The following is a 21,434-nucleotide window of genomic DNA, read 5'->3' on the forward strand; positions in this document are numbered from 1 at the left end:
CATGCTGGATGCCAAGACGATCGAGGCCATCGCGGACGAACTGCTGGAAGCCGGCCGCACCAGGACGCCGGTTCCCCGGCTGACGGCCCGCTACCCGCACATGACCGTGGAGGACTCCTACGCGGTGCAGCAGTTGTGGCGGCGCAGGAACGAGGAAGCCGGCCGGACCCTGGTGGGGCGCAAGATCGGCCTCACGTCCAAGGCCATGCAGGACGCCACCGGCATCACCGAACCGGACTACGGCGCCATCTTCGATGACATGGTCCTCGAAACCGGCTGCTCCGTTGAGTGGGACCAGTACACGCATCCGCGGGTTGAGGTGGAACTGGCGTTTGTGCTCAAGGACGGGCTCAAGGGCCCGGGCGTCACCATCTTCGATGTCCTGAAAGCCACCGACTATGTGGTCCCGGCCCTCGAAATCCTGGACTCGCGGATTGAGATGGAGGGCCGGACCATCGTGGACACCATTTCGGACAACGCGGCCATGGGCGCCATGGTGATCGGCGGCAGCCCCGTGAAACCGGACGCGGTGGACCTCCGCTGGGTTTCGGCCATCCTGTACAAGAACCAGACCGTGGAGGAAACCGGCGTGGCCGCCGGCGTCCTGGACCACCCCGCCAACGGCGTCCACTGGCTGGCCAACAAAATCGCCGCCCACGGCGACTCACTGAAAGCCGGGGACATCATCCTCGCCGGGTCCTTCACCCGCCCTCTCTGGGTCTACAAGGGCGATACCGTCCACGCCGACTACGGACCCCTCGGGAGTGTCACATGCCGATTCCACTAGAGAACACCTTCCGGGACGCTTTGGCTGAAGCCAAACGCCCACTGGCCGGGATGTGGGTCTGCTCCGGCAGCCCGCTGATCGCCGAACTCTGCGCCGGATCCGGCCTGGACTGGCTGCTGATCGACGCCGAGCACAGCCCCAACGGCCTCGAATCCATCCTCGCCCAACTCCAGGCCACCCACGCCTACCCCGTCCACACCCTGGTAAGGCCACCCGTCAACGACACCGTGCTGATCAAGCAGTACCTGGACCTCGGCGTCCAGAACCTGCTCATCCCCATGGTCAACTCCGTGGCAGAGGCGGAGGCCGCGGTCGCGGCCACCCGCTACCCGCCCCAGGGTGTCCGCGGGGTCGGCTCCGCGCTGGCCCGCGCCGCCCGCTGGAACCGGATCCCCGACTACCTCAACCGTGCCAACGAAACGATCAGCGTCACCGTCCAGATTGAGTCGACGGCGGCAGTGGATGCCGTGGCGGACATCCTCAAAGTCGACGGCGTCGATGCCGTCTTCGTCGGACCCTCCGACCTCGCCGCGTCCATGGGCCTGCTCGGACAGCAGGAACACCCCGAGGTGCGCGCCGCCGTCGAACACTGCCTCACCGCCGCGAAAGCCGCCGGCAAACCCGCCGGCGTCAACGCCTTCAACCCCGACACCGCCCGGCACTACCTCAACAACGGCGCCAACTTCATCCTGGTGGGGGCCGACGTCGCCCTCCTCGCCCGGGGCTCCGAAGCCCTCGCCAAGCAGTTCATCCAGCCCGCTGACGGCGGCACCCCCGCCAGCTACTGACGCCACCGCTTCCGAGCAGCGTAGGCGGGAAGGCGTCCGACGGCGTCACGCAGGGCATGCTTTCGGCCCACCTCGGACGGCGGGATCCCGGAAACCGGGGGTCCTGCCGTGGCGCGTCCCGCGAAAACATGCCTGGCGTGACACGGCGTTCGCTCCCGGACAAGGGCTCTGCGCACAAACACAAGAGCCCGCGGCAGGCGGTCACCCAGACTGGGAGCAACCCGCCGGCCATCCGGCAAGCGCCTGACTACTCGAAGTGGAGTACCCCATGGAAACTTACGATGCCCTTCTGGCGTCCATATCTCCCGCATCCGGCACCGGCCGTACCATCCTGGACCCGGCCACGGGTGAAGCCGTGGACGAGGCACCTATCCACTCCGTCGAAGACCTGGAACAGGCAATTGCCGCAGCCCAGGCAGCCCAGCCCGCCTGGGCTGCCTTGGGACACGACGCCCGGTCCGCCGCACTCCTGAAGGCAGCCGACGCCGTCGAACGCTCCGCCGAAGAGCTCGCCCGCCTGCTCTCCCGCGAGCAGGGCAAACCACTCAACGGCCCCAACGCCCGCTTCGAAGTGGGCGCCTGCGCCGCCTGGCTGCGCGTCGCCGCCACCACCCCTATGGAACCGGAGACGGTGGTGGACGACGGCGAAACCCACGCCGAGCTGCACTACAAGCCCATCGGCGTCGTGGGCGCCATCGGCCCGTGGAACTGGCCCATGATGATCACCGTCTGGCAGATCGCACCTGCCCTGCGCATGGGCAACGCGGTGGTGGTCAAGCCCTCCGAGTACACACCGCTCAGTGTCCTGGCACTCGCGAAGGTCATCAACGAAGAACTGCCCGAAGGACTGCTCACGGTCGTCAGCGGAGGGCGTGACGTTGGCGCCCGGCTGGCCGAACACCCGGCCATCGGCAAGATCATGTTCACCGGCTCCACAGCCACCGGCAAGGCCATCATCAAATCCTCCGCGGACACCGTGAAGCGCCTCACCCTGGAACTGGGCGGAAACGACGCCGGAATTGTCCTCCCCGACGCCGACCCCCCAGCCATCGCACAGGACCTCTTCTGGGGCGCCTTCATCAACACCGGCCAGACCTGCGCCGCCCTCAAGCGCCTCTACGTCCACACCGATATCTACGACGCCGTCTGTGAAGAACTCACCAAGGTCGCCGCAGCCATGCCCATGGGCAACGGCCTGGACGAAAACAACGTCCTGGGACCGCTGCAGAACAAGGCCCAGTACGACGTCGTCGCGAACCTCGTGGACGCGGCCAGGGCTTCCGGAGCCCGCATCCTTCTCGGCGGAAACCCTGACACCAGCCAGCCCGGCTACTTCTACCCCACCACCCTCGTGGCGGACATCGACAACAACAATCCGCTCGTGACTGAGGAACAGTTCGGCCCCGCCCTGCCCATCATCCGCTACGACACAGTGGACGAAGCCGTGGAGAAGGCGAACGCGCTCGACGTCGGACTCGGCGCCTCCGTCTGGTCCGCCAACCGCGACACTGCCCGCGAAGTTGCAGCACGCCTCCAGGCCGGCACCGTCTGGATCAACAAGCACGGCGCAGTGGACCCGCGGATCCCGTTCGGCGGCGCCAAACAGTCCGGCTACGGCCTCGAGTTCGGCGTCGAAGGCCTCAAAGCCCTCGGCGTGCCGCAGGTCATCAACGGCTGAACCCCTGCCGCCGCCCCATGGGCTAATCCAGCCGGCTTACCCCATGGCAGGGGCCGCGGCGGTCCGGCCCGAAAGCTGGCGGCGGGCCCAGCGGGCGAGCTTCTTGCCCTTGCCCTTCCACCAGTTGTCCTCATCCTTGTCGTGATGCAGGCGGAAAATGATGGCCATCAGCACGAACATCCCCATCACCACATCAATCCAGGACGCGAGCACCAGGGCAATCAGGACCGTCACACCGTTGGCAATGATGGAAGGAACGGCAAGTGTCCGGAAAACCGTGCTCGCCACATATCGCCGGTGGGACCGCGGCACGGACAGGGCACGCACCATGTCGAAGCACACGCACACCACCACCACCGTCTGGCCGAGTGCCAGCAGGATCTGGCCCGGGATCGAGCCGCTGAATGCTGCCACGGCTTCCATGCCCGGGCTCACGGCCGGGCCTTGCTTTGAGAACCAAACATAAAAACCCCCAGAAACGTGGAACCACTGCTGCTGATCCAGCGGCAGTGGTTCCATTCAAGTTTCCGGGGGTAAAAGCGTCACGAGTAGTGGGTACTCGAATTTCAGCCGGCACGTATAAAGCGGTACCTACTGGCCAATCGCCCGCGGCCGCCAGAGCACCATGGCCTGGGACCGTGGCCGGGGGCGCTGCCCGCGGGCCAGGCTGACCACGTCTCCCGCAGCGCCTGCCGCGAAGATCCGGGAATCGAATGGCTGTGGGCGGCGGCTGAGTTCCTCGGAGAGTTCCGAGACCCGGCGCTGCAGGGCTGCTACCTGGTTTTCGAGTTCCAGGATCCGTTTGATGCCTTCGAGTGAGACGCCTTCCTGGGAAAGCCGCTGCACCTCGCGCAGCATGTTGACATCCCGCTGGGAGTACCGGCGGGACTTGCCAGGCGCGCGGCTGGGCGAAACGATGCCCAGCCGGTCGTACTGGCGGAGCGTCTGGGGGTGCATGTCCGCCAGTTCAGCCGCTACCGAGATGACAAAGATCGGCTGGTCTGAGTTGATGTTCGCGGCGTTGATGTCCACGGCTCACCCCGTTGCTATAGCCGGGCCTTGGCGGCCAGGCCCTCTCGGACGTCGGCATCGGCGGTGGCCTCAGCAAACGCCTTGACCGCGGCTTCGGCGTCCTTGTTCAGGTTCTTGGGGACCGCGACGTCGATGGTCACCAGCAGGTCGCCGGTCCCCTTGGACGTCTTCACGCCTTTGCCCTTCACCCGCAGGGTACGGCCCGACGGCGTCCCTGCCGGTACGCGGACCCGCACCTTTTCGCCCTCGATGGTGGGCACTTCGATGTCGGCGCCCAGGGCAGCCTCCGGGAAGGTGACCGGGACGTGGATGCGGAGGTTATCGCCGTCGCGCGTGTAGAACGCGTGCGGCTGGACCGAGACGGTCACCACCAGGTCGCCGTTGCCGGCAGGACCGGGCTGGCCCTTGCCGCGCACCCGGACCTTCTGGCCGTCCTTGATGCCGGCAGGGACGCGGACATCGATGACGTCGCCGCTGGGCTCGCGCAGCCCGATGGTGGTGCCGCGGATGGATCCGGCAAACGAGATGCTGGTGGACGCGGTCCGGTCCGCACCCTTCTGCGGGGCGCGCTGGAAACCGGGAGAGCCACCGAAGCCGCCACCGAACAGGTCGGCGAACTCGGGTGGAATGCCGCCGGCGGACGGGTTGAAGCCGCCTGCATGCCTTCCGGTGTTGCCAGTGAAGAGGCCGCCGAACAGGTCCTCGAACCCGCCGTTGCCCGCACCGGCGCCGCCGGGGGCGAAGCGGGCTCCGCCGCCCATCGCCCGGATGGCGTCATACTGCTGCCGCTCGTCGGGATCGGAAAGTACGGAGTAAGCCTCGGAGATGTCCTTGAACTTCTTCTCGGAAGCAGTGTTCCCCGAGTTGGTATCAGGGTGGTGCTGCCGCGCAAGCTTCCGGTAGGCCTTCTTGATGTCGGCGTCGGAAGCGTCCTTGGCAACACCAAGGATCTTATAAAAGTCCTTGTCCACCCAATCCTGGCTAGCCAATGGCGTTTCCTTTCAGTGTGTACTTGCTAAAGCTCTACGCGCTGCATGGGCCCCCGCCCCTACGCCGGGTGGCCTGGGATCTGCGATCCCACGCCACCCGGCTCCGATAGGCCCGATGCCACTCCCGGGGCCCATGCAGCGCTTCGAGCTTGTGATCATCTCACCTTAGGTGACATGAACGCCGAACGCCGGAGCGGATGAGGGGGCCCGGGAGTGGCTTCGGGCCTGCCGGAGCGTGGCGGCTTTGTCCGTAGGACCAAAGCCGCCACGCGTAGGGGCGGGGCCCCCTCATCCGCGGAGGCGTGGAGGGTTCGAAACTAAGCCGGAACAGCCACGATGACCTGGGCGGCGCGGAGGACTCGGTCACCTGACTTGTAGCCGGACCGGAGCACCTGGCTGACGGTGTCGACTTCAAGGTCCTCGCCGGGCTGCTGGATGAGGGCTTCGTGGATGTTGGGATCAAACTCCACGCCGGTCTCATCGATGCGTACCAGGCCGTAGGTTTTCAGCGCGTTCTCCAGCTTGGTGGCGATCGCGGCGAACGGTCCGTCCGTGAGGTCACCGTGCTGGCGGGCGGCGTCGATATCGTCCAGGACCGGCAGCAGCGAGTTCAGGACGCCGATGACGGCCATCTCCCCTGCCACGGCCCGGTCGCGTTCAACGCGCTTGCGGTAGTTGACGTACTCGGCCTGCAGGCGGAGGAGGTCGTTCTTCAGCTCGGCTGCCTCGGCGCTGGTTGAGCCTGCGGGAACACCCTGGGCCACGGATTCCTCAGCCGGCACCTCGACGCCGTTGAGGATTTCCTCAGCCTGGGCCAGCGCATCGCCGTCGGAGTCCTCGGAACCGGTACCGGGGGCAGACTGGCTGCCCTCAGCGTGACCGCCCTCGGGGTGCCGGGCCTGGCCGGTCACCGGGTCAACCTTGCGGTTGTCCCGGATGACCGGTTCCTGGTGGCCGTTGCCCTGCTGCTCCTGGCTCGCGGATGAGTTGTGCTCTTCCTCGTTACCGTGATGCGGCATGGTTACTTCTTCGCTTCGTCTTCGTCGATGATTTCGGCGTCGACGATATCTTCGTCGGCCTTGTCACCTGCAGCACCACCGGCAGCGCCTTCAGCACCTGCCGAAGCACCGGCACCGTCCGGCGAACCGGCCTGGGCGTAGATGGCCTCGCCCAGCTTGGTCTGCGATGCCTGCAGCTTCTCGAAGGCGGACTTCACCGCGGCGTCGTCGGTGCCTTCGAGGGCCTTCTTGAGGTCGTCGACGTCGGTCTGGACCTCGGTCTTGACCTCTTCAGGCAGCTTGTCGGCGTTGTCGGCGATCAGCTTGTCTACGGAGTAGGCGAGCTGCTCGGCGGAGTTGCGGGTGTCGGTAGCCTCGCGGCGGGCCTTGTCCTCGGCAGCGTGCTCCTCGGCGTCACGGACCATACGGTCGATGTCTTCCTTGGAGAGCGCGGTGCCGCCGGTGATGGTCATGGACTGTTCCTTGCCGGTGCCCTTGTCCTTCGCGGAGACGTGGACGATGCCGTTGGCGTCGATGTCGAACGTGACCTCAACCTGGGGAACGCCGCGAGGAGCCGGGGCGATGCCGGTCAGTTCGAACGTGCCGAGCGGCTTGTTGTCGCGGGTGAATTCGCGTTCGCCCTGGAAGACCTGGATGGCCACGGACGGCTGGTTGTCGTCAGCGGTGGTGAAGGTCTCGGACCGCTTGGTGGGGATCGCGGTGTTGCGCTCGATCAGGTGCGTCATCACGCCACCCTTGGTTTCGATGCCGAGGGACAGCGGTGTGACGTCGATCAGCAGGACGTCCTTGCGCTCACCCTTCAGCACGCCGGCCTGCAGGGCTGCGCCAACGGCCACAACCTCATCCGGGTTCACGCCCTTGTTCGGCTCCTTGCCGCCGGCCAGTTCCTTGACCAGTTCGGAGACGGCGGGCATACGGGTGGAGCCGCCCACGAGCACGATGTGGTTGATGTCGGAGAGCTTGATGCCGGCTTCCTTGATCACATCGTGGAACGGCTTCTTGGTGCGCTCCAGCAGGTCCTTGGTGAGGTCCTGGAACTTGGCGCGGGTCAGCTGCTCGTCCAGGTGGACCGGGCCGTCGGGGGTGACGGACAGGTACTGGAGCGAGACGTTGGTGCTGGTGGAGGAAGAGAGTTCCTTCTTGGCCTGCTCAGCTGCTTCGCGGAGGCGCTGCAGGGCAATCTTGTCCTTGGACAGGTCGATGCCCTTGACCTTGAGCTGGTTCAGCAGGTAGTCAACAACCCGCTGGTCCCAGTCGTCGCCGCCGAGGCGGTTGTCACCGGCGGTGGCGCGCACCTGGATGGTGGAGAAGTTGTCTTCGTCCTTGCCGACTTCCAGCAGGGAGACGTCGAAGGTACCGCCACCGAGGTCGAAGACCAGGATGAGTTCGTCTTCCTTGCCCTTGTCCAGGCCGTAGGCGAGAGCCGCCGCGGTGGGCTCGTTGACGATGCGCAGGACGTTCAGGCCTGCGATTTCGCCGGCTTCCTTGGTGGCCTGGCGCTCGGCGTCGTTGAAGTACGCGGGAACGGTGATCACAGCGTCGGTGACCTTTTCACCCAGGTAGGACTCGGCGTCGTTCTTCAGCTTCATGAGGATACGCGCGGAAATTTCCTGCGGGGTGTACTTCTTGCCATCGATGTCCACCTTCCAGTCAGTGCCCATGTGGCGCTTGACCGAAGCGATGGTGCGTTCGATGTTGTTGACGGCCTGGCGCTTGGCGATCTCGCCAACCAGGACTTCGCCCGACTTGGAGAATGCAACGACGGACGGCGTGGTGCGGCCACCCTCGGCGTTGGCAATAACGGTGGGCTCGCCACCTTCGAGAACGGAGACGACGGAGTTAGTGGTTCCGAGGTCAATACCTACTGCACGTGACATGTGTTGCTTCCTTCTTTCCTTGGAAACTTGCTGGCGCCCCGATGATTGAGCGTTCTGCACTCAACTTTACTCAGGGCGCCAGCGATGTCAATCCAAGTTGAGTGAAGTAGGCTCAACTTTGATTTAGGCAGGAAATCGGAAGGGTATCTTTTCCTTGAAATTCCGGAGATAACGGACGACGGCGGTCCTCCGTTCGCTCTTGGAGAACCGCCGGGGTGCTTTCGTGCTGGGTTGCCTGCCGCTGTTACCGTTCGCTGTCAGTGTCGCCATGCAGGGGGCCGCGTTCCTCGGCAGTGGTGTTGACCTGCCCGTCGGTGAGCCGCTCGCGGACAGCATCCGCTTCATGGGCAGCGCCAGTGGTACCGGCATCCCCATAGTCCCCATCCGGGTATTCGGCATCCTGAAGGTTCCCGGCAGGCTCGCCCACAGTGCCGGCGTCCCCGTAGTCGCCGTCCACATACTGCCCGCCCTCGCCTTCCAGGCCGGGGGCCGTGCTTCCCCTGCGGGCCTCCTCGCCGGGGACTTCCGGGTTCTCAGTCATGGTGCATCTCTCCTCTGAGTTGCGCGTCCACGCGGGCGCACTTGCAGTCTAATCAGCGCGAACTTCCGCCAACAGGGGCTGGTTCCCTCGCTTGCAGGCAGGGCCACCCCTCCGCCAGGCGTGTCACGCACGGCATGCTTTTAGCCCGGCAGCGCCGCCGCGAGCCCGGAAAACCGGGACCGCGGCGATGGTGGGAGCCCAAAAGCATGCTGTGCGTGACGCCGGGAGCGGGACTACCGGCGTCCGGCGCCTTCAATATCGGTTTCGGGACTGCCGCTGGAGTCGCGCTGCGCTGCGGCGTCCAGCTCCGGCAGGCCCAGCTTGCCCGGCCACCAGATCCGCGGACCGATGTCATAAGCAAGGGCGGGGACCAGCAGCGAGCGCACCAGGACGGTATCCAGCAGCACTCCGAAGGCCACGATGAACGCGAGCTGCACCAGGAACATGATCGGAATGACCCCCAGCGCCGCGAACGTGGCGGCCAGGACCACCCCGGCGGAGGTGATCACGCCCCCGGTCACACCAAGCCCGCGAAGGATGCCGGGCCGCGTGCCGTGCTTCAGGGATTCCTCGCGGACCCGGCTCATCAGGAAGATGTTGTAGTCCACGCCCAGCGCCACCAGGAACACGAAGCCGAACAGTGGAACGGTGGCATCTGCGCCCGGGAAGCCAAGGATGTTGTTGAAGACGAAAGCGGAAACACCCATGGCCGCGGCGTAGGACAGCACCACCGAGAGCACCAGCAGGACCGGCGCCACAACCGAGCGCAGCAGCAGCATGAGGATCAGGAGGATCACGGTCAGGACCACAGGGATGATGATCACCAGGTCGCGCTGGGCGGTGGTATTGGTATCCAGCGCAGTCGCGGTCACGCCACCCACGAGCGCGCCGGTATCCACGGACTTCACATTTTCGCGAAGAGCCTTAACCGTCTCCTCAGCCTCCAGTGAATCCGCTGCGTTGTTCAGTGTGGCGTTGATCAGCACCTTTCCGTCGCGGACGTCCGGGGCGGTGGGAGCTCCCGGGGCTCCGGTGATGGGCACAGAACCTTGGGCCAGCAGATAAGCCTCGCCCACGCCGTCGGCCGCCTTTACCGCGTCCAGCACTTCCTGCGCCTTCCCCTGGTCCGCAATCACGACGGCGGGGCTGCCGCTGCCGGCGTCGAAATGGCGCGCCAGCGCCTCCTGGCCGTCCACGGCGTTGGACGCCGTGAGGATAACGTCCGTCTGCGGAACACCGTTGGCCTTCAGTTGGAGCAGGCCGCCTGCGGCAACCACCAGCAGCAGGACCGAGGCCACCCAGACAGCCCGCGGCCGGCGCGAAACCAGGGAGCCAGTAGCACGCCACAACCCTTTCTGGCCTTCGAGCCCGGTGACAAGCTCCGGTTCACGCTGGTCCGCGGGGACGAGCTTGGGCCGGAACGGCCAAAATGCAGCGCGGCCCAGGAGTGCCATCAGGGCGGGAAGCAGGGTTAGGGCTGCAAACAGCGAGCAGAGGATGCCGGCCGCGGCCACGGGACCCAGCGCCTTGTTGGAGTTCAGGTCGGAGAAGAGCAGGCACAGGAGCGCGATGATCACGGTGGCGCCGGAGGCCAGGATGGGCTCGAAGGAGGCCTTCCAGGCTTTCAGCACGGCAGCGGTGCGGTTGGTGGTGCGGGTCAAGGCTTCACGGAACCTTGCTACAAACAGCAGGGCGTAGTCCGTGGCGGCGCCGATCACCAGGATGGAAAGGATGCCCTGGCTCTGCCCGTTGAGCTGGATCCAACCGGCCTTGGCCATGCCGAAAACCAGCAGGATGGCCGCACAAAGCGCGAACACGGAGGTCAGCAGCACCACGATGGGCAGCAAGAGCGAGCGGTACACCACCAGCAGGATCACAAACACCGCGCCCAGCGCCACCAGCAGGAGGATGCCGTCGATGCCCGCGAATGCCGCCGTGAGGTCAGCTGCCAGTCCTGCGGGACCGGTGACATACGTTTTGATGCCCTCCGGGGCTGATTCTGCGACGGTGTCCCGCAGTTCCTGGACAACCTCCTTCACCTCTTTGGAAGAGTTGATCGGGACGATGAACTGAACCGCCCTGCCGTCCTCAGACGGGATAGGCCCGATCACCGCGCTGCCCGCCTGGAGCCCTTCCAGCTCTGCACGGAGAGCTGCTGCTCCGGCGAGCTGTGTGGGACTTAGGGGCTGGTCGCCTTCGAGGACGATAACGCCAGGCACCTCGTCCGAATCGCGGAACTTCGATTGCCAGTCCTGGGCCGCGGTGGCCTCTGCACTGGCAGGCAGGAACGATGCCTGGTCGTTGGACGAGACTTCGTCCAGGCGGCCGAACGTGGGTCCGCCGGCGCCTGCGAGCGCCAGCCAGGCCAGCACGAGGATGACGGGGACCAGCCAGCGCAGCCAGAATGGCACGCGCTCTTTGGCCGGGGAATGGGATTTCATGATGCCTTCCGGACAGCGACGGGAGTAGGATTGATTCCATACTAGAGTATCTCCATCATGGAGATAAGTGCTGGCCTAGCTTTTCTTTTGCCGCCGATGCCCGAGCGCTCCCGCGGCTGAAGTAATATCCGTCAGTACGGCCGGACGCTGCAGGCGCTTCGCCCGGTAATGACTCGTGCGGCAAGGAATCTGGAGGTGGACGTGGCTGGCAACAGGACTCCCGCCGCGCCCGAACCTCCCGAGGGCCGGCCCGCGCCGGGCGCACCGCTTCAGGGACCGCCCCGCGGCGCCGGCCCCCACCCGCTGATCCGCCTCCTTCAGGAGTTCACGCTCGAAGCCAACCGCTACGTGGACGCGGCGGGCGGGCGGAAGGACATGCACCGGACGGACCTGAATGCGCTGGCAGTCATCATGCGGCACACTGCAATCGGGGGCAGCGTCACGCCCGGGCTGCTGCGGAAGGAGCTGAACCTCAGCTCTCCGGCCACCACCGCACTGATTGATCGGCTGGACAACTCGGGACACGTGGTGCGGGAGCGGGACAGCTCCGACCGCCGGCAGGTCCACCTCCGGATGACGCCCAAGGCCTTCGAGGAAGGCGGCGCCATTTTCGCTCCGCTCGCCCGCCACATGGGCAGCGCGATGGCCCACTTCTCCCCCGAGGAACTGGAAACAGTCACCCGCTTTATGACCGCGATGGTGGAAGCCACGGTGGCGGCCCGGGAAGAACCGTCCGGCGCACCCAGTTCCCCCGCCCACCCAAGTAAGTAGCAGCAAGTGTCGTTTTGACGCGGCAAAACGACACTTAGCGCAACCCAGTTGGGGGTAGCGTTTGCTTATGAGCGCGCAGCAGCCCGAAGACGACGTTTACACGCACGGCCACCACGAATCGGTGGTCCGCGCCCATGCCGCCAGGACCGCCGAGAATTCGGCCGCGTTTGTCCTGCCGCACCTCACCCCCGGAACTGCCCTGCTCGACGTCGGCTGCGGCCCGGGCAGCATCACCTGCGATTTCGCTGGCTTGGTGAGCCCCGGCAAGGTCATCGGCCTGGACCGCTCGCCGGACATCATTGCCCAGGCCAAGGCCCTCGCCGTCGAGCGTGAAGTAGCGAACGTCGAATTCGTTGCCGGCAACATCTACGACCTCCCCTTCGAAGACGAAACGTTCGACGTCGTCCACGCCCACCAGGTGCTCCAGCACCTGACGGATCCTGTGGAGGCGCTGCGGGAGATGCGCCGGGTGGCGAAGCCGGGCGGAATTGTGGCGGTGCGCGACGCCGACTTCCACGGCATGAGCTGGTACCCCGCCATCCCTGAGCTGGATGAGTGGATGGAGCTTTACCAGCGCATCGCGCGCAGGAACGGAGCAGAGCCCGACGCCGGTCGGCGGCTGGTGAGCTGGGCCCAGTCAGCAGGCTTCACAGACGTCGCGCCCACCAGCAGCAACTGGCTTTACGCCACGGGACAGCAGCGGCGTTGGCAGGCGCGCGTCTGGGGCGAGCGGGTGCTCCATTCCGCCTTCGCCGAGCAGGCGCTCGAATACGGCTTCGCCAATCCCGCGGACCTGGCCAGGATCTCTGCCGGCTGGCACCGCTGGGGCTCCACCGACGACGGCTGGTTCCTGATTCCCAACGGCGAGGTCATCGCGCGTGCCTAGGTAACGGCAAGCGCCAGCGCCAATATCCACATAGCCACTTTGCGGGCTGCCGCTGGTTGCTGCCTCGGGAATATCGTCGGCCCATGAGCTACTACGGCGACAACGAATACTGGGCAGAACCGTACACAGTGGAGGTTGACCAAGTAGACTTGGTCAACATGGGACAGTACAACGTCCAGGAAGCAAAAACGCGTTTGTCCGAGCTGTTGAACCAAGTGGAAAACGGCGAGGACGTGGTCATTGCCAAAGCAGGAAGGCCTGTTGCCCGGCTGGTAAAGATCGAACGCCCCCATAAGCGGGAACTGGGATTCCTGGGCCCCCTTCACATTCCTGACGAGTTCTACGAGCCTTGGAGCGACGAGGAGATGGGTGCCGCTCAATGATGCGGCTGCTCCTGGATACCCACGTTTTCCTGTGGGCGGTCGCGGAACCCAAGAGGCTGTCCACCAAGGCCAGGAGTTCCATTACCAAACTGGAAAACCAAGTCTTCGTCTCCCCGGTCACCGCTTACGAGCTGTCCTCCAAGCACCGGCAAGGAAAATTGCCCTTTGGAGCGGCAATCGTGACGAGCTTTGGCCGGCAGGTTGCCCACCTCTACGCTTCCGAACTCGCCGTCTCGTCTCCCCACACCCTGGCGGCAGGACAACTGGACTGGGACCACAAGGATCCCTTCGACCGAATGCTCGCTGCCCAGGCGATGGTGGAGGGGCTTACCCTCGTTACCGCGGATGAAGACCTGCAGGCGTTCGGACCCGTGGCAACCCTCTGGTGATTGCGGCACTAAACTTGGCTGGTGCAATTTTCCATGTGGCTCACCCTGGCCGGTGCCGGCGTCCTGATCAGTTTCACCCCCGGCGCAGGGGCCATCAACACCATGAGCAATTCCCTGAACTCCGGGTTCCGGCGCTCCATGTGGGGAATCCTCGGCCAGCAGGCAGCACTGGTGATCCATGTGGTGATCGTGGCCCTTGGCGTGGGCGTCCTCGTGGCCAGCTCGCCCATCGCCTTCAATGTCATCCGCTATTCAGGCGCTGCCTACCTGGTGTACCTGGGCATCAGGCAATTCCTCGCCAAGCCGGATCTCGAGCAGGAGAAGATCGCCGGCCTTCAGAACGAGCCCGCCTGGTCCATCTTCCGCCGCGGCTTCTGGGTAAACCTGCTGAATCCAAAGGCCATCATCTTCTTCCTGGCCTTTATGCCCCAGTTCATCCGCCCCGAACAACCCCTCCTGGCCCAGTACGCGGTGTTGACGGCAACGATCGTCGCCATCGACGTCCTGGTGATGTGGTTCTTCTTCGCGGCGGCCGCCAGATCCTTTGAGCGGTTCACCCACAGCGCCCGCGGGCAGCTGGTCCTCAACCGCTCATTCGGCGTTCTGTTTGTCGCCGTGGGAATCCTGCTGGCCTTCCTCCACTGAGCACCCCTGAGCCAGGCGGCAGCAGGGCGATGACGGATAAGCACAGTTTCTTTACAAAATAGTCATGCATTATGAACCCACCGGCTAGCCAACAGGGCTCATTAGCACGCATGCTTAGCTTATGAACTCAGCGTCGAGCCCATACCGTGTTATCGCCGTCTGCACTGGAAACATCTGCCGGTCCCCCATGGCTGAGCTGATGCTCGCTGCGGCTCTCGAACGCGAAGGGCTTGAGGGCCTGGTGGCCGTTGATTCTGCGGGCACTACCGGCTATGAGGCAGGCCGACCGATAGATCCGCGCGCGGCCCGACGCCTCGGCGCGACGCAGCTCAATTGGGACAAACACATCGCCCGCGAGTGGCAGCACTCGTGGTTCCGGGAACGGGACCTGATCCTCGCACTGGACATTGACCACCACGCCTGGCTCAGCGAGTCCGCCCCGGACCAGGAATCCAGGAACAAAATCCGCATGCTGCGCAGCTTTGATCCGCGGCTGGCGGACAAAGACCTGCTGGACCAGGGCATTGAGGACCCCTGGTACGGCGGGCAGGCCGACTTCGACGTCGTCTGGCACCAGGTCCATAACGCCCTCCCCGGCCTGGTGGAATACATCAAAGGGGCCGTCCTGAAAAACACGCAGCTCCAGCGGCAGGTATAAGTCCCAGGCCCTGCTCCGGCAGGGGCGGGCTCAATCGAAAGTGAAAGCCTGGCAGGGATACCGGTACGCTCTAATCCATGAGCCCAGCCCCCGTCATCATCGCCATCGACGGGCGCTCGGGGGCAGGCAAAACCACCCTCGCCATCGAACTGGCGGCACAGCTGCGCGCCCACCACAAGGTCTCCCTGTTCCACCTTGAGGACATCTACCCGGGCTGGAACGGCCTGTTGGCCGGCATCGACCGCTATGTCGCCACAGTCCTGGAACCGCTGAGCCTTGGTGGGGCGGCCACGTGGACCAGCTGGGACTGGGAAAGACATTACGACGGCGACTCCCGCGTCACGCTGCCCGCCGAGATTGTGATCGTTGAGGGAGTGGGGGCCGCCGCCGCCGCGGCCAGGCCCCTGCTCAGCGCCGTCATCTGGGCAGACTCCCCGGATGACATCCGCAGGACCCGCGCGTTGGAGCGCGACGGCGGAACCTATGAACCCTACTGGGATCAATGGGCGGCCCAGGAAGAGGAATGGCTGCGCGGTGACCACGTCCCGGAGCACGCGGACGTGCGCGTGCTGAACCGCGCTGACGGGTCCGCCCCGAGGGACGTGCTGCAGCTCCTTCCATACCTTCCCGCGCTGGCCCCGGTACTGGCGCCCGAACTCTCGGCCCGGCGCGGCCTGGGTATACATGCCGAACGTCTGGACGCGCGCCCGGATGCCGCCACCCTGTTCAACGCCCTCTATGGGACTTCCGCCAACGCAGTCTGGCTGGACTCGTCCAACGCCGGCGCTCCGGCCGTGAACTTTCCCAAGGCCCGCCATGCTGCCCCCGCCGGGGAGGACCAGGCCGAATCCGTCGCAGCGGAACGCAGCCGCTTCAGCATCATGGCGGACGACGGCGGGCTGTTGGGCCAGAAGGTGTCGCACCGTTCGGGCGTCACCAGTATCCAGGCCGGCTGCGCATCAGCGACGGTGGAAGGCACGTTCTTCCGCTGGCTGGACAGCGTGTGGGGCGACGCGTTGGTCAGCACCCCGGACGGCTACCCGGGCGAATTCACACTGGGATGGCTCGGATGCCTGGGCTACGAACTCAAACGGGAAACCGGCGGAACCGATCATTCCGCCCCCACCCCCGATGCTGCCCTGATCTTCGCAAGCAGGGCCGTGGTCCTGGACCACGCCGAAGGCACCGCGTGGTTGCTGGCCCTGGACGCACCGGATGGCCCGGAATGGTTCGACAAGGCCCGTACAGCGGTCGAAGACGCTGCCGTCCCTGAAGCCCAGGCGGGCGATGCCAGCCAGGCCGGCGGCAGCACCGGCGTCGTCCTTCAAGCGGCCAGGTTCACAAGCCGCGATACCGGTGCCGCGTACCGGGAGAAGATTGCGGCCGCCCAGTACGAAATTGCCGAGGGGAATACCTACGAGGTCTGCCTGACCACCACGTTGTCAGCCCGGATTCCCGCAGCCGCGCTCGACCCCTGGCCGACGTACCTCGCCCTCCGCCGCAAAAACCCGGCGCCTTTTGCCAGCTACTTCCGGTTCGGCAGCCTGGCCGTGGCCAGCACCTCCCCCGAGCGCTTCCTGAAGATTGCGTCCGACGGCGGAATGCGCGCCGAACCCATCAAGGGAACCCGCCGCCGAGCCTCCGATCCGGCTGAAGACACTGCGCTGCGCACTGACCTTGCCACGTCGTTGAAGGACCGCGCCGAGAACATCATGATCGTGGACCTGCTGCGGAACGACCTCAGCCACTTCGCCGTCCCCGGCTCCGTGACCGTCAGCCGGCTCTGCGCCATCGAAAGCTATGCCACCGTCCACCAGATGGTGAGCACCATCGACGCCTGGCTGCAGCGCGGATCGTCCCGGGCCGAGGCCGTGGCAGCATGCTTCCCGGCAGGCTCCATGACCGGCGCGCCGAAAATCAGCACCATGGCCATCCTGGACCGGCTGGAAGGCGGCTCACGCGGGCTCTATTCCGGGGCCATCGGCTACTTCTCGCTGAATGGCGCCACGGACCTCGCCGTCGCCATCCGGACCCTGGTGATCAGCGTCGGCGGCGACGGGACCGCGGAACTCACGCTCGGCGTCGGCGGCGCCATCACGGCCGATTCAGTCCAGGACGAGGAATACGAGGAAATCCGCACCAAGGCCTTCGGCGTCCTCTCCACACTGGGCGCAGAGTTTCCCAACGCCTGACACTCTCTCGAGCCGCTACTGCACCGTTGCCGTCAGCCGCGCCACGTTGTCCACGTACCGCGTGGCCAGGGGCCGCTTGATCCAGTCGGCCAGCTTGAGCTCATGCGAGATGTCCCGGTACGTGTCCTCGATGGCGCGCATCTTGGTGACAATGTCCTCCCCCAGCAGCATCACCGACACCTCAAGGTTGAGCGAGAACGAGCGCATGTCCATGTTGGACGAACCAAGAACGGCAACCTCGTCGTCAATGGTGAAGTGCTTGGCGTGGAGCACGAACGGGGCCTTGTACAGGTAGATCCGGACGCCGGCCTCCAGCAGGGCCTCATAGTATGAGCTCTGGGCGTGATGGACCAGGAATTGATCGCCCTTCTCCGAGACGAACAGCTCCACGTCCACGCCCCGCTGCGCGGCAGTGGTGATGGCGTAGAGAAGGGAATCGTCCGGGACGAAGTACGGGCTGCAGATGGAAATCTTGTGCTGGGCCGAATAGATGAGCGTGTTGAAGAGCCGCAGGTTGTTCTCGGTGATGAAGCCCGGGCCGCTGGGCACTACCTGGGCCGTGACGTTGCCCGGATGCGGGTTGGCCGGCAGCTGCAGCTGGTGCTCCAGGGACTCGTCCGTTTCGCTCAGCCAGTCCGTGGCAAAAACAACGTTCAGGGTGGTGACGATGGGTCCGCGAAGGCAGGCCATCAGCTCCACCCATTCACGGCCGGCTTTCCGGTGGCGGGGGTTGTTGTAGGAGGGCTCGATCAGGTTCTGCGAGCCGGTAAAGGCGATTTCGCCGTCGATCACCATGATCTTGCGGTGGTTGCGCAGGTCCGGACGGCGCCACTGGCCATGGATGGGCAGCAGCGGAAGCATGCGCTTCCACTGGATTTTGCCGGCCCGAAGCCGCTTGAGCAGGTTACGGTAGCCCTTCACGCGGAGGGTGCCGATGTGGTCGAACAGCACCCGGACTTCCACTCCGCGTTCGGCGGCTTCCTCCAAGGCGGTCATCAGGTCGTCAGTGATGTGGTCCGTGCTCATGATGTAGAACTCGGCGTTGACGAACTTCTTTGCGTTCCGCACCGCCTTGGTCATCTCAAGGATCGAGTCCGGGTACCCCGGGATCAGGTCCACGGAGTTCCCGTCCACCATCGGCAGCGAACCCAGCCGCCGGTTCAACTCCGCAGCGGAACGCACCCATTCCGGTCCGGGATAGTCGCTTTCGACGTCGGCCAGGGAGGAAATTCCGGCCCGGACCCTTTCGTTGACCTGTAGCTGCTGCTGCCGTCGGCGGCTGGACAGCTTGAAGTTGCCGAACAGCAGGAACAGGATGATGCCCACGAACGGGACAAAGAAAATCCCCAGCAGCCAAGCCATGGCGGTAGTGGGCCGGCGGTTGCCGGGGATGATGCCAACCGCGAGCACCCTGATCACGAGGTCGGCGACGGCCAGCAGCACCACCACCCACGTCGGTGCGGTGCCGGCAAGCGAAAATGGCCACAACACGTGAATAACCCCCGGAGGACGGCTCCCGGCGGACGGGTTCCGGCCAGGGCACTCCGCCCAGCTTATCCGTGAGCGCCGCACTAAGCTGGACCCATGACCTCTCCAGCCCCCGTGGTTCTCGCCTTCCTCGATCCCGCCTTCCCCGACGGCCGGTTTGCCGATGCGTCCCAGCCCCAGCTGCTGGTGACGGACCAGGGCGCCACCCGGGGCGACGGAATCTTCGAGACCATGCTCGCCGTGGGGGGTACCGTCCGGAAGATCCAGGCGCATCTGGACCGCCTTACCGGTTCTGCTGGGGCGCTGGATCTGGCCATTCCCGGCGAGGATGAGTGGCGCCGCGCCATCACCGCAGCCGTGTCCGAGCACCGGGCCCAGCACCCGCCCGCCTCCGCCACCGACGACGAACTGGTGGTGAAGCTCGTGGTGACCCGCGGTGTGGAGGGAGCGTCCACCCCTACCGCCTGGGTGCAGGTGTCCCCTGCCGGTGCTGCCGGCCGCCGCCAGCGCGAGACCGGCATCGACGTCATTCTGTTGGACCGCGGCTACGACAGCGATGTTGCCGAGCGCGCCCCCTGGCTGCTGCTGGGCGCCAAGACCCTCTCCTACGCGGTCAACATGGCCGCCCTCCGTTACGCCCGCAAGCAGGGCGCTGACGACGTCATTTTTACTTCCTCCGATGGCCGCGTGCTTGAGGGCCCCACGTCCACCGTGCTGATGGCACACGTGGAAACGTCCGACGACGGGACATCCGTTAAGCGCCTCATCACGCCCCTGCTGGACAGCGGCATCCTCCCCGGCACCTCCCAGGGCGCGCTGTTCGCCGCTGCCAAGGCCGCCGGCTGGGAGTTGGGCTACGGGCCGCTGGAGCCGCAGGACCTGCTGGACGCCGACGCCGTCTGGCTGATCTCCAGCGTGCGGATGCTGGCGCCGGTAAACCGGATCGATGGCAAGGAAATCGGCACGCCCTCGGTGCAGAAGGAGCTGACTGCCGAGCTGAACGAGCTGTTCGCCGGCATTCAGTAACCTTCCCCGGGGGCTAAGCATGGCCTTAGGGTATGGTTCATGAACCCTGACGCGGAGCACACCGGGAAACTGACCTTTGACGACTGCTGGGAACTGCTTGAAAGTGACACGCTGGGCCGGCTCGCACTGGTTGTGGACGGACACCCCGAGATTTTCCCGGTCAATTACGTGGTGCACCGCCGGAGCATCGTCTTCCGGACCTCCGGCGTGACCAAGCTGTGGAACGCCAAGGAGGAACGGCCCGCCGCCCTGGAGATCGATGGCTACGACCCCCACACGGAAGAAGCGTGGAGCGTGGTGGTGCGCGGGGATACGGGCATCATCGAGGACCAGGCTGACAAGGACGCGGTGGACAGCCTGGGGCTGGAGCCGTGGGAGCCGGGCGAGAAAGCCCACTACATCAGGTTGTCGGCACGGGCGCTGACGGGCCGCCGCTTCAAGGTGAACACACCGGACGTCTGGAACACGCGCAGCACTGACCGGCGCCGCGCGTCCTTCGAGTAAATACGTTTGACCAGCAGCCCCTCACGCAGCGGGCGTTCCCCTAGGCGGACGAGGGAACCGGCTTCTTGGAGAGCTGCCCTTCAAGCCCCGTGAGCAGGATTGTCAGGCCCTGGTCCAGCTCTTTTTCCCCGTCGTATTCGGAAAGGTTCGGCGCCAGCGCCCTGAGCCGGGGAAATTCCTTGGCCGGGAGCCTGTGCAGCCCGAGCCGCAACAGCGCTTCGTTTTCTTCCGGATCCACCACAAACTCCTGCAGTTCGTTCAGGATGTGGCCGTAGAGGAAGCCATAGTAGGCGCGGTAGACATGGAGCGCCCCGGCCGGGTCAAACCCGGCCCCGCTGAGCAGGGAGAGGATCTGCTCCAGCGGGCGCAGTGTGCCCAATGGCCTCAGCCCCAGCGGCGTAGAGAGCGGCCGCGTGACCAGCAGCGGCACTACGTTGGGGTGTTCGAGCGCGAGCTGGCGGAGATTGTGCGCAATTTGCCGAAGCTGCGCTTTCCAGTCGGGGTCCTCGGACTGGATGGACAAATCGTTGAGTACCAGCTCCGAAACTCCGTCAAGCAACGCTGCCCGGTTCTCCGCATAGCGGTAGAGGCTCATGGGGTCGCGGCCCAGTTCCTGGCCAAGGCGTCGCATGGTCAGTGCGTCCAGGCCTTCGGCGTCCACCAGTTCGAGCGCTTTGGCCAGCACCAGCTCACGGCTGAGCCGGGCCTTGCGGGCGCGGTCTTCAGTGCCTGAGGTCTTCGGCGGCGGCATGTGTTTTTCCGTTCTGGAACTCGCGGCATGTGCTGCCTGAACATAATTCCAGACGCTTGCCGTATATGTAGTCTACGGGTACAGTCTACAGCGTAGACAAGGTGTTAGCGCCGCCTTGGACCATCGATTCCCAAAGACTCGATTAACACTCCATTGCCTTGTGCACGGCTTTGAGTTCCCGCTGCTGTAGCCGAACGGCGGCACCAGGCACGTAGCGAAGGGACGCCGTCATGGCACATTCGCAGTTCGATCTTTTCCTCCAAGAAGCCACCCACCTGGATAAGGCCTACGACCACAGTCTCGACGATGACCGCCTTTACGGCCTGTACACCAGCTGGTGCTTCATTAACCAGCAGAAGCCCGGCAGAGAGTCTGTCTTCTGGGCAGCCATGAAACACCGCATGCCCGCAGGTCACAGCGGCCTGCGAATGAAGGGCCCCGCAGCCGCGGATTACATCCTGACGAGCTACCCGGGGCTCGTCTAAGCGCCTCGTAATGCGCCAAAAAAGGCGTGAACACTGTCCCCGCGGGGCAGGTGTTCACGCCTTTCGCGTTAATGCTCCCTGCCGGCCGGCCCGCGGCCCTCCCT

At 65.3% G+C, this 21,434-nt stretch carries 22 protein-coding genes; 13 read left to right on the top strand and 9 right to left on the bottom strand.

Annotated elements, in window-relative coordinates; translation table 11 throughout:
- Position 1: 1 nt before the first annotated feature.
- From hpaH to BMX78_RS20795, 3 genes are all read left to right on the top strand, one after another.
- Positions 2-787 carry a 2-oxo-hept-4-ene-1,7-dioate hydratase gene (gene hpaH, locus BMX78_RS20785; protein WP_091423939.1) on the top strand — a complete coding sequence of 262 codons (786 nt, stop codon included), beginning with the start codon at positions 2-4 and terminating at the stop codon, positions 785-787.
- On the top strand, positions 772-1,575 hold the full coding sequence (locus tag BMX78_RS20790) for an HpcH/HpaI aldolase family protein (RefSeq protein ID WP_170850899.1): 804 nt from the start codon (positions 772-774) through the stop codon (positions 1,573-1,575). Before hpaH ends, BMX78_RS20790 begins: the two co-directional genes overlap by 16 nt.
- Positions 1,576-1,843: 268 nt before the next feature.
- A complete protein-coding gene (locus BMX78_RS20795) occupies positions 1,844-3,253 on the top strand; it encodes an aldehyde dehydrogenase family protein (protein WP_091423946.1) in 1,410 nt (469 codons plus the stop codon).
- A gap of 36 nt (positions 3,254-3,289) precedes the next feature.
- Here the strand turns inward: BMX78_RS20795 and BMX78_RS20800 are convergent, their stop codons facing one another.
- The 7 genes from BMX78_RS20800 to BMX78_RS20830 form a co-directional block, all read right to left on the bottom strand.
- Positions 3,290-3,676, bottom strand: coding sequence for a hypothetical protein (locus BMX78_RS20800; RefSeq protein ID WP_091424007.1), 387 nt, complete (start codon positions 3,674-3,676; stop codon positions 3,290-3,292).
- 168 nt (positions 3,677-3,844) lie between these two features.
- Entirely contained in the window at positions 3,845-4,279 is a 435-nt protein-coding gene (locus BMX78_RS20805; RefSeq protein ID WP_091424010.1) for a heat shock protein transcriptional repressor HspR, read from the bottom strand.
- A 20-nt stretch (positions 4,280-4,299) separates the two neighbouring features.
- On the bottom strand, positions 4,300-5,274 hold the full coding sequence (locus BMX78_RS20810) for a DnaJ C-terminal domain-containing protein (protein ID WP_170850900.1): 975 nt from the start codon (positions 5,272-5,274) through the stop codon (positions 4,300-4,302).
- Positions 5,275-5,591: 317 nt separating this feature from the next.
- Positions 5,592-6,293, bottom strand: coding sequence for a nucleotide exchange factor GrpE (locus BMX78_RS20815; RefSeq protein ID WP_091423950.1), 702 nt, complete (start codon positions 6,291-6,293; stop codon positions 5,592-5,594).
- 2 nt (positions 6,294-6,295) lie between these two features.
- Complete coding sequence (gene dnaK, locus BMX78_RS20820; protein ID WP_091423953.1) at positions 6,296-8,170, bottom strand: molecular chaperone DnaK; 1,875 nt, start codon at positions 8,168-8,170, stop codon at positions 6,296-6,298.
- A 244-nt stretch (positions 8,171-8,414) separates the two neighbouring features.
- Positions 8,415-8,711 carry a hypothetical protein gene (locus BMX78_RS20825; RefSeq protein WP_091423955.1) on the bottom strand — a complete coding sequence of 99 codons (297 nt, stop codon included), beginning with the start codon at positions 8,709-8,711 and terminating at the stop codon, positions 8,415-8,417.
- A 233-nt stretch (positions 8,712-8,944) separates the two neighbouring features.
- Positions 8,945-11,152 carry an MMPL family transporter gene (locus BMX78_RS20830; RefSeq protein WP_091423958.1) on the bottom strand — a complete coding sequence of 736 codons (2,208 nt, stop codon included), beginning with the start codon at positions 11,150-11,152 and terminating at the stop codon, positions 8,945-8,947.
- A gap of 201 nt (positions 11,153-11,353) precedes the next feature.
- On the opposite strand from BMX78_RS20830, the gene BMX78_RS20835 reads away from it, so the two are divergent.
- The 7 genes from BMX78_RS20835 to BMX78_RS20865 all read left to right on the top strand — a co-directional run bounded on the left by BMX78_RS20835 (position 11,354) and on the right by BMX78_RS20865 (position 17,076).
- A complete protein-coding gene (locus BMX78_RS20835; RefSeq protein ID WP_502686317.1) occupies positions 11,354-11,923 on the top strand; it encodes a MarR family winged helix-turn-helix transcriptional regulator in 570 nt (189 codons plus the stop codon).
- Between the two features lie 67 nt (positions 11,924-11,990).
- Positions 11,991-12,809, top strand: a complete 819-nt coding sequence (locus BMX78_RS20840; protein WP_091423963.1) for a methyltransferase domain-containing protein — start codon at positions 11,991-11,993, stop codon at positions 12,807-12,809.
- Between the two features lie 83 nt (positions 12,810-12,892).
- Positions 12,893-13,192: a type II toxin-antitoxin system Phd/YefM family antitoxin gene (locus tag BMX78_RS20845; RefSeq protein WP_285250008.1), complete on the top strand. Its 300-nt coding sequence runs from the start codon at positions 12,893-12,895 to the stop codon at positions 13,190-13,192.
- Entirely contained in the window at positions 13,189-13,581 is a 393-nt protein-coding gene (locus BMX78_RS20850) for a type II toxin-antitoxin system VapC family toxin (RefSeq protein ID WP_286139202.1), read from the top strand. Before BMX78_RS20845 ends, BMX78_RS20850 begins: the two co-directional genes overlap by 4 nt.
- A gap of 21 nt (positions 13,582-13,602) precedes the next feature.
- Positions 13,603-14,226 carry a LysE family transporter gene (locus tag BMX78_RS20855; protein WP_091423968.1) on the top strand — a complete coding sequence of 208 codons (624 nt, stop codon included), beginning with the start codon at positions 13,603-13,605 and terminating at the stop codon, positions 14,224-14,226.
- Between the two features lie 121 nt (positions 14,227-14,347).
- Positions 14,348-14,884, top strand: coding sequence for a low molecular weight protein-tyrosine-phosphatase (locus tag BMX78_RS20860; protein WP_091423969.1), 537 nt, complete (start codon positions 14,348-14,350; stop codon positions 14,882-14,884).
- Positions 14,885-14,961: 77 nt separating this feature from the next.
- A complete protein-coding gene (locus BMX78_RS20865; RefSeq protein ID WP_091423972.1) occupies positions 14,962-17,076 on the top strand; it encodes a chorismate-binding protein in 2,115 nt (704 codons plus the stop codon).
- Between the two features lie 15 nt (positions 17,077-17,091).
- Here the strand turns inward: BMX78_RS20865 and cls are convergent, their stop codons facing one another.
- The gene (gene cls, locus BMX78_RS20870; protein WP_091423975.1) at positions 17,092-18,564 is read right to left on the bottom strand and encodes a cardiolipin synthase; all 1,473 of its coding nucleotides are present in this window, start codon (positions 18,562-18,564) and stop codon (positions 17,092-17,094) included.
- A 96-nt stretch (positions 18,565-18,660) separates the two neighbouring features.
- On the opposite strand from cls, the gene BMX78_RS20875 reads away from it, so the two are divergent.
- A complete protein-coding gene (locus BMX78_RS20875) occupies positions 18,661-19,590 on the top strand; it encodes an aminodeoxychorismate lyase (RefSeq protein ID WP_091423978.1) in 930 nt (309 codons plus the stop codon).
- A 39-nt stretch (positions 19,591-19,629) separates the two neighbouring features.
- Positions 19,630-20,094, top strand: a complete 465-nt coding sequence (locus BMX78_RS20880; protein ID WP_091423980.1) for a pyridoxamine 5'-phosphate oxidase family protein — start codon at positions 19,630-19,632, stop codon at positions 20,092-20,094.
- Positions 20,095-20,134: 40 nt separating this feature from the next.
- Here the strand turns inward: BMX78_RS20880 and BMX78_RS20885 are convergent, their stop codons facing one another.
- Positions 20,135-20,845 (bottom strand): TetR/AcrR family transcriptional regulator C-terminal domain-containing protein, encoded by a 711-nt coding sequence (locus BMX78_RS20885; protein WP_091423983.1) that lies wholly within the window; start codon positions 20,843-20,845, stop codon positions 20,135-20,137.
- Positions 20,846-21,075: 230 nt separating this feature from the next.
- Here BMX78_RS20885 and BMX78_RS20890 point away from each other — a divergent pair, with 230 nt between their 5' ends.
- Positions 21,076-21,330, top strand: coding sequence for a hypothetical protein (locus BMX78_RS20890; protein WP_091423986.1), 255 nt, complete (start codon positions 21,076-21,078; stop codon positions 21,328-21,330).
- Positions 21,331-21,434 lie beyond the last annotated feature (104 nt).

Source organism: Arthrobacter sp. OV608 (assembly GCA_900110595.1).
In the GTDB taxonomy this organism is placed as follows: domain Bacteria; phylum Actinomycetota; class Actinomycetes; order Actinomycetales; family Micrococcaceae; genus Arthrobacter.